We start from the raw sequence: 15443 nt of genomic DNA on the forward strand, positions 1-15443 counted from the left end.
CCCTTTTCCCGGAGGAGGACTCGAGCATGCTCCTGCGCCGCGCGTTGGTCCTGGTGGCCCTGGTCGTTCTGCCCGGATGGCTGTGCCGCTGCCAGGCTCCGCAAGCCGACAAGCTGCGAGTGGAGCAGGTGCTGCGGATGCGCATGCGCGAGAATCCGCCCGACATCGACCCGGCATCGTCGGCCGATTCGCTTTCCGATCGGATCAACCTGGCCGTCCATGACGGCCTGGTCGATTTCGATCCGGCCAGCCTCGAGGTCGTCCCCGCCGTGGCGCAGAGCTGGGACTATTCGTCCGACGGGCAGGAGATCACCTTTCATCTGCGTCCCGGCGTGCGCTTCCACAATGGCCGCGTGCTCACTTCCGCCGACGTCGTCTACTCCTTCACCCGCCTGCTCGATCCCAAAGTCGGCGCCAAGCGCAAGGAGATCCTCGAAGCGATCCGCGGCGCCGAGGCCTTCGGGACCGGAAAAGCGGCTTCGGTGGAGGGAATCCAGGCAGCGGACGCGCAGACGGTGCGCATCGCGCTGGCGCGACCCCTACCCCACTTCCTGCAGCTGCTCGCGACCCCGGCCGCGTCGATCGTGCCGAAGGAGATCTACGACGATCCCGCCAAGGGCTACCTGGCGCAGCCCGTGGGCTGCGGTCCGTTCCGGGTGAGCCGCTGGGAGCGCTCGAGCGGGATGGAGCTCGCCGCCTTCGCCGACTACTACGGCGGGCGCCCGAAGCTGGATCGAATCCAGGTGCGCTTCATCGAGAACCCTGCCGGAGCGATGGAGGAGTACCGGCGCGGCGGGCTCGACTACATGGATGAGATGGTGGGAAGCGAGAGCGCCATCGCCAAAGAGCTGCCGCAGGACTACCGCAAGGGGCCGATGCTGGGATCGTTTTATTTCGGATTCAACCTGGCGCGGCCGCCCTTCAAGGGGAACGTGAGCCTGCGCAAGGCGCTGAATTACGCGGTCGACCGAAAATCCCTGTGTGAGCAGACCTTCGAAGGAACGCTGACGCCCGCCCACGGCATCCTCGTCCCGGGAACCCCCGGCTACAACCCCGACCTCAAGGGGTACGAATACGATCCGGCCCGCGCCCGCGAGCTGCTGGCGCAGGCGGGCTATCCGGGCGGGAAGGGCTTCAAACCGATCGATCTCTGGGTGAACAACAACCAGAAGCTGCTCGAGGCCGCCCAGAAAGTCCAGGCCGACCTCCAGGCGGTGGGGATTCCGGTGCGCGTCAAGGCGGTCGATTTCGCCACCTTTCTGCAGGCGCTGCAGGGAACGCCGGAAACTCCCGGAGAAGCCCTGTTCTACCGTTACGGCTGGAACGCCGATTATCCCGATCCAGATGCTTTCCTCTACTGGCTGCTGCACTCGCGCAACATCGGCCCCGCGGGAAACATCGGCCGCTACTCGAACCCGAAGGTGGACCAGCTGCTGGATCAAGCCCGCGGCCTGGTCCGCATGGAGGAGCGCATTCCTCTGTACCGCGAGGCGGAGCGTATCGCCGTGGAGGATGACGCCGCCTGGCTCTTCCTGGCCGATTACACTCAGAGGGTCCTGATCAAGCCCTACGTGAAGGGCGTGGTCCTCTGCCCGCTCGGCTCGATGCGCATCCCGCTCGACCGCCTCTGGATCGAGGGCGGTCGCCCAACGGCGAAGCCTTGAGCGGATTCCTCCTGAGGCGGATCCTCGGGGTCGTTCCGGTCCTCTGGGCGGTGGTCACGGTAATCTGGATGATTCTCTTCATCCTTCCGGGCGACCCCGCCGCCATCCTGGCAGGGGGGTTTCGCGCCGACCCGCAGGTGCTGGCGCGAATCCGAGCCGAGTGGGGACTCGACGATCCGGCGCCGCGCCAATACCTGCACTACATCGGCCGGCTGGCGCACGGCGACCTCGGGTCTTCCTACCTCCAGGGAAGGCCGGTATCCCGCATCGTGGCCGAAGCGCTTCCCGCCACCGTCATCCTGGCGTTCAGCGCGCTGCTGATTGCCGCGGCCGCCGGCGTCGGCATGGGCCTGGTGTCGGCGGCCAAGGCGAAGCGCTGGCCCGACGACCTGCTTTCCTTCTTTTCACTGGTGCTCATTTCGCTGCCGGTCTTCTGGATCGGCATGATGCTGATGCTCACCTTCGCCTCCCGCCTGGGGTGGCTGCCGGCGCTCGGATACGGACTGGACGGATGGATCATTCCGGGCACGCAGATCCGGCTGCCCGAGGCGCGACACCTGGTCCTCCCCGCCCTCACTCTGGCCCTGTTCTCCCTCGGAAACGTGCAGCGCGTGACGCGCGCCAGCCTGCTCGACGTCCTGCAGCAGCCCTACATCCTCAGCTCCTTCGCCCGCGGCGCTGGGCCGCTGCGGGTCCACCTGCGCTCGGCGCTGCGCAACGCGCTGGTCCCCATCGTCACGGTCCTGGGGATCGACCTGGCGGCGCTCCTGGGAGGGGCGGTCGCCACCGAATTCGTCTTCGCCTGGCCCGGGCTGGGGAAGACGATCGTCCGCGGCATCGCCGATCGCGACCTGCCGGTGGTGGAAGGTGGGGTCCTCTGCCTGTGCGCCGCCTTCATTCTCGTGAACCTCCTCGTCGACCTCTGCTACGCCTGGCTGGATCCACGCATTCGGCTACAATAGCCGTTCGATGGAAAACCTCTACGGCAAGGACCGGCACGCGCTGGAAGGCGTGGTGGCGCCGCTGTGCGGCAAGCCCTTCCATGCCCGGCAGCTGTTCGAGTGGCTCTACTCCCGAGGCGAGCGCGATTTCGCCCGCATGTCGGATCTGCCGCGGTCGCTGCGCGACAGCCTCCGGCGGAGCTTCCGCGCCGCCCTGCCGGCGGTGGAGCTGGCGCAGACCTCCAGCGACGGCACGATCAAGTACCTGCTGCGGCTGGACGACGGGAAGGCGGTGGAGTCGGTCTACATCCCGGAGAAGCGCCGCATCACCTTCTGCGTCTCTTCCCAGATCGGCTGTCCGCTGGGATGCGCCTTCTGCCTCACCGCCCGCATGGGGCTGGTGCGCAACCTGACGCCGGGGGAGATCGCGGGACAGGCGGCGCTGCTGGCGCAGTCCCACCGCCTGCCGCCGAACGGCTACAACCTCGTCTTCATGGGGATGGGCGAGCCGCTGAACAACTACGACAACGTCATGGGCGCCTTCCGGCTCCTCACCGATCCCCGCGGCATGGGCATCGCCCCGCGCCACATCACCCTGTCGACGGCGGGGGTGGTCCCGGGAATCCTGAGGCTCGCGAAGGAGCCTTCCCGGCCGCGCCTGGCGGTGTCGCTGTCCGCCACCACCGACGCGCGGCGCGATGCGCTGATGCCGATCAATCGCGCCTATCCGCTGCAGGAGCTGTTCTCCGCGCTGCGCGCCGTTCCCCTGGCGCCGCGCGAGCGGATCACGTTCGAGTACGTGCTGCTGCGAGGCATCAACGACACGCGGGAAGACGCGGCCCGGCTCGCGCGGCTGGCGGCGGGATTGCCGGTCAAGATAAACCTGATTCCCTACAACGACGCCGCGGTGGCCGGCTACGATGCTCCCCGCGTCCCGGCGGCGCGCGCCTTCCGCGATCTCCTGCTCGAGAGGCGCATTCCGGCGTCGCTGCGCCGGCGCCGCGGGGCGGACATCTCCGCTGCCTGCGGCCAGCTGGCGATCCTGGACACGGCCACACTCGAGCATCCCCCCGCCGGAGGCGACACATGATCGATCTGAAGGGACAGGTGGCTCTGGTGACCGGAGGCTCGCGGGGGATCGGACGTGCCGCCTGCCTGTTGCTGGCGCGGCATGGCGCCGACGTGGCGCTCGGATACCGGCTGGACCGTGAGGCGGCGGAAAGCGTGCGGGAGGAGATCGAGCGCGCGGGGAAGCGCGGCCTGGCGGTGCCCGGCGACCTGTCGCGCCGGCGGGATGCCGAGACACTGGTGCGCAGCACGGTGGAGACCTTCGGGCGCCTCGACATCCTGGTGAACAATCACGGCATCTGGAAGGACGGCCCGATCGAATCGATGACCGAGGAGGACTGGGACGAAACCCTGGATGTCAACCTCAAGGGGGTCTTCCTGTGCACCCGGGCGGCCGTCCCCGTGATGCGGCGCCAGGGGCGGGGGCGCATCGTGAACATCGCCTCCACCGCGGGGCAGCGCGGCGAGGCGCAGCATTCCCACTATGCCGCGTCGAAGGGAGGCATCATCTCGTTCACCAAGAGTCTGGGGCCGGAGCTCTGCCGGGACGGGATCCTGGTGAACTGCGTGGCGCCGGGATGGGTCGACACCGACATGAGCGCCGAGGCGCTGGCGGGAGCCGAGCGCTCGCGCATCCTCTCGACCATCCCGATGGGGCGTCCCGGAACTCCGGAGGAGATTGCCGGGGCGATCCTCTTTTTCGCCTCCGATCTCTCCGGCTACTGCTGCGGGGAGGTCTTGAACGTCAATGGAGGGTCGGTCCTGTGCGGTTGACAGGAAACCCACTTTTCGGGCATAAATCTAGCCCGGATTAGCAACCAGAGCGGGATTCCCGCCGATCCCTTTCCGCGATTGAGGAGAAGATCTCAATGGCCTACGTGATTACTGAAAAGTGCCTGGGAGAGCGGTACGCGACGTGCGTTGCCGTCTGCCCCGTGGACTGCATCTATCCCGGGGACTACCAGGGTCAGGAATTCATGGTCATCGACCCGGTAGTCTGCATCGACTGCGGCGCCTGCCTTCCCGAGTGCCCGATCGAGGCCATCGTCGAAACGCCGGACGAGGATCCCGACTACGCGAAGATCAACGCCGATCTCACTCCCTCGTTCAAGGGCAATCCGGCGGTCACGCCGCGGCCGAGCAACGATCCGCCCCGCAAGCCGGGCAACAAGCTGGCCTGATTCGAGCCTTCGACCCGCCCCGCCGCCCCACGCGGCGGGGCTTTTTTTTCGTCCCAGGCTCAATCACCGACGCGCACCCTTTGCACCAGCTCCTTCACCGACCGCGCGCGCACGAAGGCCGAGATCATGGCGACTCCGGTCAGGGGCAATCCCCGCAGCGGCTGGAGCCGCTCGGGCGTGATGCCGCCGATCGCGTAGACGGGAATCCGGATGCGGCGCAGGATCGACTCGAGACGGGGAATGCCGAGCGGCTCTCCGAACGCGGCCTTGGAAGGCGTTGGAAATATCGGCCCGACGAACAGATAATCGGCGCCGCGCTCCTGCGCGTCGATCGCTTCTTCCAGCGAGTGGGTGGAAGCGCCGATCACGAAATCCTCGCCCGACATCCTGCGCGCCGTCTCGACCGGCAGCCCGGCGCGCCCCAGGTGCGCTCCCTGCGCCGCCGCCGCGAGCGCGACGTCGACCCGATCGTTCACGAACACGGTGGTGCGGCTCCCCTCCGCCTCCGCCAGGACGCTGCGGACCAGCGCCAGCAGGGGTCTGCCGGGCAGGTCCTTCTCGCGCACCTGCACCCGCTCGGCACCCGCGGCGATCGCCTCGCGCACCAGGCGGAGGAGGAACTCCTCGGAGGCGAGCTTGCGATCGGTGACCAGGTAGGCTTCCAGAAAGCCCTCTCTAGCGCCGCTCCATCCGGATGAAGGCGAGCGAGTCGATGGCCCCCACCAGCAGGTGGAGCGCCCCCATTCCGGAGACGGCGCCGCGCGCGAAGGGGCTCATGACCAGCCCCTGCAGCACCGGCAGCTGGGCCACGAAATAGTTGCTGTCCCAGAAAGGCGACCAGGGGACGAGCAGGAGGAAAATGCCGACTTCGAAGAGATAGAAGAGGTAGACGAGGGCCCGCAGCCGCTGTTTCATGAGTTCCGCGCCGGCCCTCGGGACGTTTCCCCGCCGCTGGCGTTTCTCCTTCGTCGACAGGACGGACTCGTCATCATAGTGGCGCGCAGCCCGCCCTGTCCAGGGACGGAACCCTCTTTCGCGGCGGATTGGCGCGCTCCCCGGCGGCGATTGACAGGCGGGATCCACCTGCTAGAATCACCTCTCCTTTCGACGTGAGAGCCCCCATGTCGCTGCCGCGCATCGCCGTCGTCGATTACCTGAATGCCCGCCCGCTGGTGCGCGGCTTCAACCGTCCGCCCCTGGCGGAGGCGGTGCGCCTGCTGGCCGGCTCGCCGGCCCGCTGCGCCGACTGGCTGCGCGACGGCGCGGTGGATGCCGCCCTGATTCCCAGCATCGAGTACCTGCGCATCCCGGGGCTGCGGGTCGTCCCCGGCATGGCGATCTCGGCGCGGCGCGAGGCCCGCTCGGTCCTGCTCTTCTCCCGCGCCCGCCTCTCCGAGATCCGGACCGTGGCGCTGGACCGATCGTCGCGCACCTCGGCGGCATTGGTGCGCATCCTGCTGCGCGCGCGCTCCCGCCATCGGGTCGATTATCGCCCCGCCGAGCCCGATCTCTCCCGCATGCTGTCGGACTGCGACGCCGCGCTGCTGATCGGGGACGCGGCGCTGCGGGCCGCGCCGCGCGACGTCAAGGCCTACGATCTCGCCTCGGAATGGCACACACTGACCGGGCTGCCTTTCGTCTTCGCCTTCTGGGCGGTTGCTCCCAAAGCAGCGCATCCTCTGCCCGTGGAAGCTTTCCTCGAGTCGAAGCGCATCGGGCTGGCGGAGCGCGATCGGATCGCCGCCGAGGCGTCGGCGGACCTGGGGCTGCCGGCGCGATCGCTGGAGAGCTATCTCACCGAGAACATCCACTACGATCTCGGCGAGGAGGAGATGAAGGCTCTCTGGCTGTTCTACCGTCTCGCCCGGGAGTCGTCGATTGTCGAGCGCGCCTCGGATCTCGCCTTTTTCGGCAGGGAGCCCGTCGCCTCGCGGCCGCTCGCCACGGAGGGTCTGCCGTGAGCCGGACGACCCCCGAAGCCGCGAGAATCCTGGAGAAGTCGGTTTGCGGGGAGCGCCTGGAGGCGGCCGAAGCCCGGCGCCTGTTCGACGAGGCGGAGCTCATCGACCTGGCGCTCGCCGCTGACGCGGTCCGCGACCGGCTCCATCCCGAGCGCGCCGTGACCTACATCGTCGATCGCAACATCAATTACACCAACTACTGTGTCACCAAGTGCGCATTCTGCGCCTTCTACCGCGCTCCCGGCGACGAGGTGGAAGGATACGTGCATCCCAAGTCGGTGCTGTTCGAGAAGATCGACGAGACGCTGGCGCTGGGAGGGACGGGAATTCTGTTGCAAGGCGGCCACCACCCGACGCTGCCGCTCGAGTGGTACGAGGACCTGCTCGCCTCGTTCCGCGAGCGCTATCCGGTGCTGCACCTGCACGCCTTCTCCCCGCCGGAGATCCAGCACCTGGTGCACGTCAGCAAGCGGCCTCTCGAGGAGGTGCTCGTGCGCCTGAAGAAGGCGGGGCTCGACTCGATCCCGGGAGGCGGCGCCGAGATCCTGGTCGACTCGGTGCGCGACCGCATGGCGCCCCTGAAGGTCGGGGCGGACGCCTGGCTGCGGGTGATGGATTGCGCGCACCGCCTCGGCATCCCCTCCACCGTCACCATGATGTTCGGACACGTCGAATCGCTGGACGATCGGGTGGAGCACCTGGTGCGGGTGCGCGACCAGCAGGATGCCACCGGCGGGTTCACGGCGTTCATCGCCTGGACCTACAAGCCGGGCAACACCGAGATGGGCGGCCGCGAGACCACCTCCGCCGATTACCTGCGCACCCAGGCGATTGCCCGGCTGTTCGTGGACAACATCCCCAACCTTCAGTCCTCCTGGGTCACGCAGGGGACCCAGATCGGCCAGATCGCGCTCAAGTATGGCGCCAACGACATGGGCTCGGTGATGATCGAGGAGAACGTCGTGCGCTCCGCCGGCAACACCTTCTGCACCACGCGCGACGAGCTGGAGCGGCTGATCGAAGAGGCCGGCTACCATCCGCGCCAGCGCGACACCCTCTACCGCCTCGTGGACCCGCGCCCCATCCCGCCGCAGGGCGCGCAGCCTGCCGCCAATCTGCGCCGGCCCGAGACCCGCATCCCGCGGGTCGCCCGGGCTTCGGCCTGATTCCCTCGTGGCCGTCCCGCTGCTCGATCTGAAGGCCCAGTACCGGACTCTCGAGCCCGAGATGGGCACGGCCCTCCGGCGCGTCTTCGAGTCGCAGCAGTTCGTCCTGGGAGAGGAGGTGGCCGCCTTCGAACGGGAGATTTCCGCCCGCCTCGGCGGCGTCCATGCGGTGGGGGTCGCCTCGGGCACCGACGCGCTGCTGCTGGCGCTGATGGCGCTGGACATCGGCGAGAAGAAGGATGAGGTGCTCACCTCTCCCTTCTCGTTTTTCGCCACGGCCGGGGCAATCCATCGGGCGGGGGCGAAGCCGGTCTTCGTCGATATTGATCCCGGGACCTTCCTGCTGCGTCCCGAGCTCGTCGAGAAGGCGATCACGCCGCGCTCGCGCGCCGTCATGCCGGTGCACCTCTTCGGCCAGATGGCCGACATGGAAGCGCTGCATTCCCTGGCGAGCCGTCACCGCCTCGCGGTGATCGAGGATGCGGCCCAGGCGCTGGGGGCCAGCTCCGGCGACGAGGGCCAGGCAGCTCAGGCGGGCGTCTCGGGAACCTTCGGCTGCTTTTCTTTCTTCCCCTCGAAGAATCTGGGGGGGGCGGGAGACGGCGGATTGGTGACGACGCGTGACGCGGCGCTGGCGGAGCGCGTGCGCAGCCTGCGCCAGCACGGCGAAGAGGCACAGTACATCCATCGCAGCGTGGGCCTCAACAGCCGCCTGGACGCGGTGCAGGCCGCGGTGCTGCGCGTCAAGCTCGCCCACCTGGAGGACTGGAACGCGGGGCGCGCGGCGAACGCGCGGCGCTACGAGGCGCTGTTCCGCGAGGCGGGCCTGGCGGGCGAGGGTGGACCCGTCACGCTGCCGCGCACGCGTCCCGGCGCCCGCCACATCTTTCACCAGTACGTGATTCGGGCGCGGCGCCGCGACGATCTCAAGACAGCGCTCAAAAAGGCCGGTATCGGCTGTGCCGTCTACTATCCTTTGCCGCTCCACCTGCAGGAATGCTTCGCCTATCTGGGGTATCACAAGGGGGATTTCCCCGCCGCGGAAGCGGCGGCGCATGAGGTTCTCGCCCTCCCGATCTATCCCGAGCTGAGCGCCGCCATGCAGCGCGAAGTGGTCGCCGCAGTGGCTGATTTCTACGCATCTCCCGCCTGAAATGGCACGGCGCAGAAATTGACTCTCCTCGGGAATCATTGTATAAACTCACGCGTTCCGGACGTTTAGGCGTCTGCTCCACTTGAAGGGACGCGTCGCGAGGCCTCTTGGGGCCTTCGTCGGGGCGGGTTTCCCCGTTTCCCAGTTTGCGAGGCCACGAGGTCCCATGCAGGAGCCGTTCCCTCCCCCGGAAGGGGTGCTCTCTTCGCAGGAAGTCTTTGAATCCTCCGAGGCGACCGAGCGCCTCACCAAGACCGTCATCTTCCTCGCCTTCAGCCTCATCGTCTTGTCCGCTTTCCTCAGCGGCTCCTTCGAGCGGGCCCAGTACTGGTACAACCTGAACTTTGTCTCCCGCTATCTGTCGCTCCCGCTCGTCGTCTACAGCGTCCTCATGATGCTGCATCTCCCCTACCGGGCAATCCTTTGCTTCCTCTACAAGCCTTTTCCTCTCAGCGATGAGCTGCCGACCGTGAGCGTCGTGATCCCGGCGTTCAACGAGGGGGCAATGGTCTACAAGGCCATCGAGTCGAGCATCCTGTCCGATTACCCGGCGGACAAGCTGGAGATCCTCTGCATCGACGACGGCTCCACCGACGACACCTGGGAGTACATTCGCCGCGCGGCCGAGCGGCATCCCGGCAAGATCCGGATGTTCCGCCATGCGCGCAACCGCGGCAAGCGGCAGGCGCTGGCCACCGGATTCGGAAATTCCCAGGGGGAAATCCTGGTGACCATGGACTCGGACAGCGTAATCGCCCCGGACGGGCTGCGCCACCTGGTCGCCCCGTTCGCCGACGATAAGGTCGGCGCGGCGACCGCCAAGGTGAGGGTGTTCAACAAGCACCAGAACTTCCTGACCCGCATGCTGGCGGTGCGCTACATCATGGCCTTCGAGTTCTTCCGCGCCTCGACGTCGGTCTTCCGGACGGTCATGTGCTGCTCCGGGGTGCTTTCCGCCTACCGGCGTCGCGTCGTCGAGCGTTTCCTGGACCGCTGGCTGTCGCAGGAGTTCATGGGGCAGATCTGCACCTACGGCGACGACAGGGCCCTCACCAATTTCGTACTGAGGGAAGGCTTCGACACGGTCTACCAGAGGACGGCGGAGGTCCAGACGCTCGCCCCCGCGACGCTGGGGAAGCTGGCCCGCATGCTCACCCGCTGGCACAAGAGCTTCTTCCGGGAGAGCATGATCTTCTCGACCTTCATGTTCACGCGCTACCGGGACCGGCACCGGGCCCCCGCCGTGTTCGACTTCCTTCTGACCGCGATCCTGATCCCCTTCCAGTTCTACATCACCCTCTATTCGCTGTATCACATCTTCGTCGACCCGATCCTCATCCTGCGCTTTCTGGCCCTCATCGTGATCATGGGGGCGACCTACATGCTCTTCTACATCCGCTTCGAGCGGAACAGCGATTTCCTGTACGGGGTGCTTTATTCCTTCCTGCACGTCTTTTTCCTGATGTGGACCATTCCCTACGCCGTCCTCACCTTTCGCAACAACTCCTGGCTGACTCGCTGAGGCAGGGGATTCCGGCCTCCCCCGCGGCGGATGCCGTCACGCCCGCCGGCCTTGTCGATTCCGAGACGGCTGTGTAAGATTCTCCGCGAATCCGTTTCGGACTTTCCCGCATCCCAACGAGGCAGCGCATGCCGGTCACCGACCTGGACGCCACCCTGGTGGAGCAAGCCCGTGGCGGGGACCCTGCCGCGTTCGAAGAGCTCATGCTCCGCTATGAGGACAAGGTCTATCGCCTGGCCATGGGGATGATGAAGAACCGCGAGGATGCCCTCGACGCCGTCCAGGACGCCTTTCTCAGCGTCTTCCGGAAGCTCGACACTTTCAAGGGCGAGTCGGCCTTTTCCACGTGGCTCTACCGGATTGCCATGAACTCGGTCTACATGCGGCTGCGCTCGCGCTCGCGGCACGATCGGACCCAGCCTCTGGAGGATCTCGAGCAGTTACTTGACCCCGCCCGGATCCGCGAGCTCGTGCCCCATTCCGGCTGGAGCGCGCGCGCCGACGACGAGCTGCTGCGCAAGGAGCTGGGCCGCGAGCTGCGCGAGGCGGTCGCCTCCCTGCCCGAGGAATATCGGGCCATCTTCACCCTGCGCGAGGTCGAGGATCTCTCCAATCAGGAGGTGGCCGACATCCTGGGTTTGAGCCTCGCGGCCACCAAGACCCGGCTGCACCGGGCCCGGCTGTTCCTCAGGCACCGTCTCGCCAAATACCTACAGGGGAACGCCGCATGAGCCATTCCCACCTCCCGGGTGATCCGACCTGCCGGCGCGTCTTCGAGCTGCTCAGCGAATACGTGGACGGCGAGCTTTCCCAGGAGGAAAAGGAATCTCTCGCAGCCCACCTGGAGGCCTGCCCGCCATGCGAGGAGTTCCTCCGGACCTTCCAGGCGGCCCGCGAGCTCTGCCGCCAGAGCCTCATGGAAAAGATGCCGGAGGAGATGAAGAATCGCCTGCGCGCCTTCGTGCGCGACCGCCTTCGCCAGGGCTAGCGGACCCCCGGGCCCGTGAAAGCCCCGGGAGCCTTGTGCTTCGGGGCGGGGCTGGGCTAGAATGAAGCCGTTCCTCTTGGCTCCCCGAAGTTGGTCCGGTCCTCGGAGTGCGGCATGGATCCCCTCAACAAGAAGGAGATCGGCAAGCGCATCAAACGCCTCAGGAAGGAGAAGGGCCTGAAGCAGTGGCAGATGGCCGACATCCTCGGGGCGACGCAGCCGGCCGTTCACAAGTACGAGAACGGCATCCTTCCCGAAGTGAAGCGCCTGCTGGAGCTGGCCCGCGTCGGCAACACCACGGTCGAATGGATCCTGACCGGACGCCACTGGGAGTTCGGGGCCGAGGAGCGGGAGCGGATTCCCCCCGAGATTTTCCGGCTGGCCGAGCGCTTCAACCGGTTCACCCGCGAGCAGCGGCAGACGATCCTGTCGGCCCTCGAGCTGCTGGAGCGTGCCAGCTCCCGGGTCCAGGAGACCTCCGGGCGCCGGGCTTCCGATCTCGATGTCCAGGACCTCGCCCGTTCCCTGCGGGACTTCGACACGCTGACCCGCCAGGCGCTCTCCGCCGCGCTGGGAATGCACGACTCGATCGTCGAATCGCTCGCCGAATCCAAGATCCGCGAGTTCCATGAGCTCTCCAGCTCCGGCATCTCCGGCGACTCGACCGCCGAGGAGACCCAATCCGAGAGCCAGCCTCCCGTGAAGCTGCACGAAGAGATCTCCTAGCCCCCGTCCCGCGACGAAAGCTGCCTCAGCGATGGACCTGTTCTCCCAGCCCCGCCTTCCCGGCTCCGACCCCGCGCCGCCGCTCGCCGACCGGATGCGCCCGGCGCGACTCGAGGATCTCCTGGGACAAGAGGAGCTGTTGGGACCCGGCACTCCCCTGCGCGCCGCCCTTTCCTCCGGTGAGCTGCATTCACTGATCCTCTGGGGCCCGCCCGGCTCGGGAAAGACGACTCTCGCGCGGCTGATGGCGGGAGTCACCGGCGGGCCCTTCGTCCCCTTCTCCGCGGTTCTTTCCGGCATCAAGGAAGTGAAGGAAGTCATGGCCACCGCCCGGATGCAGTTCACCCGTACCGGCCGGAAGACCGTGGTGTTCGTCGACGAGTTCCACCGCTTCAACCGGGCACAGCAGGACGCCTTCCTCCCTTACGTCGAATCGGGGGAGATCATCCTGGTGGGCGCAACCACCGAGAACCCGTCCTTCGCAGTCAACGCGGCGCTGCTCTCCCGCATGAAGGTCCATGTGCTCGCCCCACTGGATCGCGACGTCCTCCGCGTGCTCCTGCGCCGCGCCGCCGCCGATCCGCGCGGCCTGGCAGGGCGTCTGGAGCTGAACGACGAAACCGCCGACCTCATCGCCTCGCTCTCCTCGGGCGACGCGCGCCGCGCCCTCAACGTCCTGGAGCTGGTCGATCGGATGCTGCCCGAGAACGGGCCCGTCCCGGCCCGCCCCGATCGCGACCTGGTGCTGCGGGCCTCCGGCCGTGAAGCCCTCGTCTACGACAAGTCGGGCGAGGCGCACTACAACCTGATTTCCGCCCTGCACAAGAGCCTGAGGAGCTCGGATCCCGATGCCGCCGTCTACTGGCTGGCCCGCATTCTGGAGGCGGGCGAGGACCCCCTCTATCCGGCGCGCCGCATGGTGCGCTTCGCGAGCGAGGACGTGGGCAACGCCGACCCCGGCGCCCTCGCGGTCGCAGTCGGAGCGGAGCAGGCGGTGCGCTTCCTGGGGATGCCGGAGGGTGCGCTGGCTCTGGCGCAGGCCGCCGTCTACCTGGCGACCGCCCCCAAGAGCGACGCCGTCTACGCCGCCTACGAATCGGCGGTCGAGCGGATCCGCGAGGGGCACACCTCTCCCGTGCCGCTGCACCTGCGCAATCCCGAGACGAAGCTGATGAAGGAAATTGGCTACGGCCACGGCTATCGCCACGCCCACGACTACGAGGGTGGGGTCACCGACATGGAATGCCTGCCGGAGGATCTGCGCGGCGAGGTGTTCTACCGGCCGGGATCGGAAGGCTTCGAAAAGGAGATTGCCCGGCGGCTGGAGGCGTGGAGGGCCCGGCGGAAAACGCCGGTCAAGAAGCCTTCTTGACGTGCCAGGTGGTGTCCGGATCCTTGCAGGTGGCGCACATCGGCAGGATCATTCCCGTCTGGACCGTGATCTCGGTGACGGTGCCGGCGTACTTGCAGATCAGGCACTCGTAGACTCCCGATTGCTCCGCGGTCTCGCCGATCTTGCAGGTCTTCGAGCTGTTGGTCATCGCGCCGCCGATCCTCCCGCAATCCCCACCCGGGGCGGCAGAGGGTACCACGCGCCCCGCCGGCGCGCCAGCGCCTCGCGCCCGAAAAAAAAGAGGGGTGATTGCTCACCCCTTCTAGTGAAACGAAGTACCGCGGTATCTTATCTCTTTTTCTTCGTGGCCTTCTTCTTCGCAGTCTTCTTGGCCTTCTTCTTGGCGGCTATGGTGCTCACCTCCTTTCCCGGATGATGGTGTGCATCTTTCAGCGTCAGGAATTCATGCTCTCATCAAGGGTGGAATGGCGACGCTCCGGCGCGGAGATTATCGAATCCGCCGACCCGGACCTGAAGGAAGGAATGATCCTGCGATGAAAAGTATGAAGAGCGGAAGAGGAGGAATGGAGTCCGGGATTTTCGAAATGGCTGCAAGAGGTCTCTAGCATCCGTGATCGTTTCTCTTCTTCGTTGTGCCGGGGTGCTTCGACTTTTTCTCTCGAGGTCTCTGTTACGCCCGGCCCGATCGAATTTCTTGATCACGTTCCGTGCGTTTATATACCACGCGTGAGATCACGTGTCAACGATTTTTCTTTCTCCAAACATCTTTTTTCCGATCACTCGTTGTACATCGACGCGATCAGATCGGCGTACTTCGCTTCGATGATGCGGCGCTTCGGCTTCATCGTCGGCGTGAGCTCGCCCTCGTCCGCGGTGAGCTCGCGTGGCAGCAGCCGGAACTTCTTCACCGTCTCGTAGGCGGGCAGACCCGCCATCTTCGTCTCGACCAGCCGCCGGAAATGGTCCACCACCCGCGGCTCCTTCACCAGATCGGAAGGCTGCGTGAAGGAGATTCGCTCGCGGCGGGCATATGACGACAGCCAAGCGAAGTCGGGAACAATCAGGGCGGCGATGAACTTTCTGCCGTCTCCCACGAGCACCACCTGGGAGACGGACGGATCGCCGCTCAGCAGGTGCTCGATCGGCTGCGGCGGGACCATCTTGCCTCCCGAGGTCTTGAAGATCTCCTTCTTCCGGTCGGTGATCGACAGGAAGCCGTCCTGCAGGACCCCGACGTCCCCCGTGTGCAGCCACCCGTCCCGGACCGCCTCCGCGGTCGCCTTCTCGTCTTTCAGGTAGCCTTTCATCACGTTGGCGCCCCGCACCAGCACCTCGCCGTCCGGCGCGATGCGCACCTCGACTCCGGGCAGCGGCAGCCCGACGGTTCCGAGACGCAGGTGCTGCGGAGTGTTGACCGAGACGACCGGGGACGCCTCGGTGAGGCCGTACCCTTCGAGGAGCATCACACCCGCCGCCTGGAGGAACTCGGCGATCTCGCGGCGCAGCGGCGCTGCTCCCGAGATGACCAGCCGGATCCGCCGGCCGAAGAGCCGGGCCCTCAGCGGGGCGTGGACCAGTCGCTCCGCCTCCCCCGAGAGGAGCGCGCTCCACACCGGCGGACGCCGCCCTGCCTCGCGGGCCCGCACCTTGGACAGCCCCGCCGCCATCCCGACGCGGAAGATCAGGCGGCGCACCGGGGACGCCGCGCGCAGCGCGTCG

18 protein-coding genes are annotated in these 15443 nt (G+C 66.9%); 14 read left to right on the forward strand and 4 right to left on the reverse strand.

From position 1 onward, the window contains the following. Positions 1-26 precede the first annotated feature (26 nt). From VFW45_12210 to VFW45_12230, 5 genes are all read left to right on the forward strand, one after another. Complete coding sequence (locus VFW45_12210) at positions 27-1664, forward strand: ABC transporter substrate-binding protein (GenBank protein ID HEU5181544.1); 1638 nt, start codon at positions 27-29, stop codon at positions 1662-1664. Continuing rightward, complete coding sequence (locus VFW45_12215; GenBank protein ID HEU5181545.1) at positions 1661-2626, forward strand: ABC transporter permease; 966 nt, start codon at positions 1661-1663, stop codon at positions 2624-2626. The genes VFW45_12210 and VFW45_12215 overlap by 4 nt, the downstream gene beginning before the upstream one ends. A 7-nt stretch (positions 2627-2633) precedes the next feature. Continuing rightward, positions 2634-3695, forward strand: coding sequence for a 23S rRNA (adenine(2503)-C(2))-methyltransferase RlmN (gene rlmN / locus VFW45_12220; protein HEU5181546.1), 1062 nt, complete (start codon positions 2634-2636; stop codon positions 3693-3695). Beyond that, positions 3692-4447 carry a 3-oxoacyl-ACP reductase family protein gene (locus tag VFW45_12225; protein HEU5181547.1) on the forward strand — a complete coding sequence of 252 codons (756 nt, stop codon included), beginning with the start codon at positions 3692-3694 and terminating at the stop codon, positions 4445-4447. Before rlmN ends, VFW45_12225 begins: the two co-directional genes overlap by 4 nt. Positions 4448-4542: 95 nt before the next feature. Beyond that, on the forward strand, positions 4543-4854 hold the full coding sequence (locus tag VFW45_12230; GenBank protein ID HEU5181548.1) for a ferredoxin family protein: 312 nt from the start codon (positions 4543-4545) through the stop codon (positions 4852-4854). 59 nt (positions 4855-4913) lie between these two features. Here the strand turns inward: VFW45_12230 and thiE are convergent, their stop codons facing one another. After that, positions 4914-5519 (reverse strand): thiamine phosphate synthase, encoded by a 606-nt coding sequence (gene thiE / locus VFW45_12235; GenBank protein HEU5181549.1) that lies wholly within the window; start codon positions 5517-5519, stop codon positions 4914-4916. A gap of 10 nt (positions 5520-5529) precedes the next feature. After that, the gene (locus tag VFW45_12240) at positions 5530-5769 is read right to left on the reverse strand and encodes a hypothetical protein (GenBank protein ID HEU5181550.1); all 240 of its coding nucleotides are present in this window, start codon (positions 5767-5769) and stop codon (positions 5530-5532) included. Between the two features lie 206 nt (positions 5770-5975). On the opposite strand from VFW45_12240, the gene VFW45_12245 reads away from it, so the two are divergent. The 8 genes from VFW45_12245 to VFW45_12280 all read left to right on the forward strand — a co-directional run bounded on the left by VFW45_12245 (position 5976) and on the right by VFW45_12280 (position 13742). Beyond that, complete coding sequence (locus tag VFW45_12245) at positions 5976-6815, forward strand: menaquinone biosynthesis protein (GenBank protein ID HEU5181551.1); 840 nt, start codon at positions 5976-5978, stop codon at positions 6813-6815. Continuing rightward, positions 6812-7981 (forward strand): cyclic dehypoxanthinyl futalosine synthase, encoded by a 1170-nt coding sequence (mqnC, locus tag VFW45_12250; GenBank protein ID HEU5181552.1) that lies wholly within the window; start codon positions 6812-6814, stop codon positions 7979-7981. Before VFW45_12245 ends, mqnC begins: the two co-directional genes overlap by 4 nt. Positions 7982-7988: 7 nt before the next feature. Next, complete coding sequence (locus VFW45_12255) at positions 7989-9134, forward strand: DegT/DnrJ/EryC1/StrS family aminotransferase (protein ID HEU5181553.1); 1146 nt, start codon at positions 7989-7991, stop codon at positions 9132-9134. Between the two features lie 166 nt (positions 9135-9300). Continuing rightward, positions 9301-10656: a glycosyltransferase gene (locus VFW45_12260; protein ID HEU5181554.1), complete on the forward strand. Its 1356-nt coding sequence runs from the start codon at positions 9301-9303 to the stop codon at positions 10654-10656. Positions 10657-10784: 128 nt separating this feature from the next. After that, positions 10785-11387 carry a sigma-70 family RNA polymerase sigma factor gene (locus tag VFW45_12265; protein ID HEU5181555.1) on the forward strand — a complete coding sequence of 201 codons (603 nt, stop codon included), beginning with the start codon at positions 10785-10787 and terminating at the stop codon, positions 11385-11387. After that, positions 11384-11644: a zf-HC2 domain-containing protein gene (locus tag VFW45_12270; GenBank protein HEU5181556.1), complete on the forward strand. Its 261-nt coding sequence runs from the start codon at positions 11384-11386 to the stop codon at positions 11642-11644. The genes VFW45_12265 and VFW45_12270 overlap by 4 nt, the downstream gene beginning before the upstream one ends. Before the next feature lie 114 nt (positions 11645-11758). Continuing rightward, the gene (locus VFW45_12275; GenBank protein HEU5181557.1) at positions 11759-12370 is read left to right on the forward strand and encodes a helix-turn-helix transcriptional regulator; all 612 of its coding nucleotides are present in this window, start codon (positions 11759-11761) and stop codon (positions 12368-12370) included. Positions 12371-12401: 31 nt separating this feature from the next. Beyond that, positions 12402-13742 carry a replication-associated recombination protein A gene (locus tag VFW45_12280; GenBank protein ID HEU5181558.1) on the forward strand — a complete coding sequence of 447 codons (1341 nt, stop codon included), beginning with the start codon at positions 12402-12404 and terminating at the stop codon, positions 13740-13742. Here the strand turns inward: VFW45_12280 and VFW45_12285 are convergent. Next, complete coding sequence (locus VFW45_12285) at positions 13726-13911, reverse strand: hypothetical protein (protein ID HEU5181559.1); 186 nt, start codon at positions 13909-13911, stop codon at positions 13726-13728. The two genes, VFW45_12280 and VFW45_12285, sit on opposite strands and share 17 nt — an antisense overlap. Positions 13912-14012: 101 nt before the next feature. Between VFW45_12285 and VFW45_12290 the strand changes: the two genes are divergently transcribed. Continuing rightward, positions 14013-14261, forward strand: coding sequence for a hypothetical protein (locus VFW45_12290; GenBank protein ID HEU5181560.1), 249 nt, complete (start codon positions 14013-14015; stop codon positions 14259-14261). Positions 14262-14500: 239 nt separating this feature from the next. Here the strand turns inward: VFW45_12290 and VFW45_12295 are convergent. Continuing rightward, positions 14501-15443, reverse strand: a 943-nt coding sequence (locus VFW45_12295) for an AMP-binding protein (protein HEU5181561.1), incomplete at its 5' end; no start/stop codon positions are given.

The sequence above is a fragment of the Candidatus Polarisedimenticolia bacterium genome, assembly GCA_035764505.1.
Lineage (GTDB): Bacteria > Acidobacteriota > Polarisedimenticolia > Gp22-AA2 > AA152 > AA152.

What these genes read in the sequence shown, in the direction of transcription:
- VFW45_12275 (HEU5181557.1), top strand. Translation starts at nt 11,759, where the DNA reads ATGGATCCCCTCAACAAGAAGGAGATCGGCAAGCGCATCAAACGCCTC.
- VFW45_12245 (HEU5181551.1), top strand. Translation starts at nt 5,976, where the DNA reads ATGTCGCTGCCGCGCATCGCCGTCGTCGATTACCTGAATGCCCGCCCG.
- rlmN (HEU5181546.1), top strand. Translation starts at nt 2,634, where the DNA reads ATGGAAAACCTCTACGGCAAGGACCGGCACGCGCTGGAAGGCGTGGTG.
- VFW45_12265 (HEU5181555.1), top strand. Translation starts at nt 10,785, where the DNA reads ATGCCGGTCACCGACCTGGACGCCACCCTGGTGGAGCAAGCCCGTGGC.
- VFW45_12225 (HEU5181547.1), top strand. Translation starts at nt 3,692, where the DNA reads ATGATCGATCTGAAGGGACAGGTGGCTCTGGTGACCGGAGGCTCGCGG.
- VFW45_12240 (HEU5181550.1), bottom strand. Translation starts at nt 5,769, where the DNA reads ATGAAACAGCGGCTGCGGGCCCTCGTCTACCTCTTCTATCTCTTCGAA.
- VFW45_12260 (HEU5181554.1), top strand. Translation starts at nt 9,301, where the DNA reads ATGCAGGAGCCGTTCCCTCCCCCGGAAGGGGTGCTCTCTTCGCAGGAA.
- VFW45_12285 (HEU5181559.1), bottom strand. Translation starts at nt 13,911, where the DNA reads ATGACCAACAGCTCGAAGACCTGCAAGATCGGCGAGACCGCGGAGCAA.
- VFW45_12270 (HEU5181556.1), top strand. Translation starts at nt 11,384, where the DNA reads ATGAGCCATTCCCACCTCCCGGGTGATCCGACCTGCCGGCGCGTCTTC.
- VFW45_12230 (HEU5181548.1), top strand. Translation starts at nt 4,543, where the DNA reads ATGGCCTACGTGATTACTGAAAAGTGCCTGGGAGAGCGGTACGCGACG.
- VFW45_12210 (HEU5181544.1), top strand. Translation starts at nt 27, where the DNA reads ATGCTCCTGCGCCGCGCGTTGGTCCTGGTGGCCCTGGTCGTTCTGCCC.
- VFW45_12280 (HEU5181558.1), top strand. Translation starts at nt 12,402, where the DNA reads ATGGACCTGTTCTCCCAGCCCCGCCTTCCCGGCTCCGACCCCGCGCCG.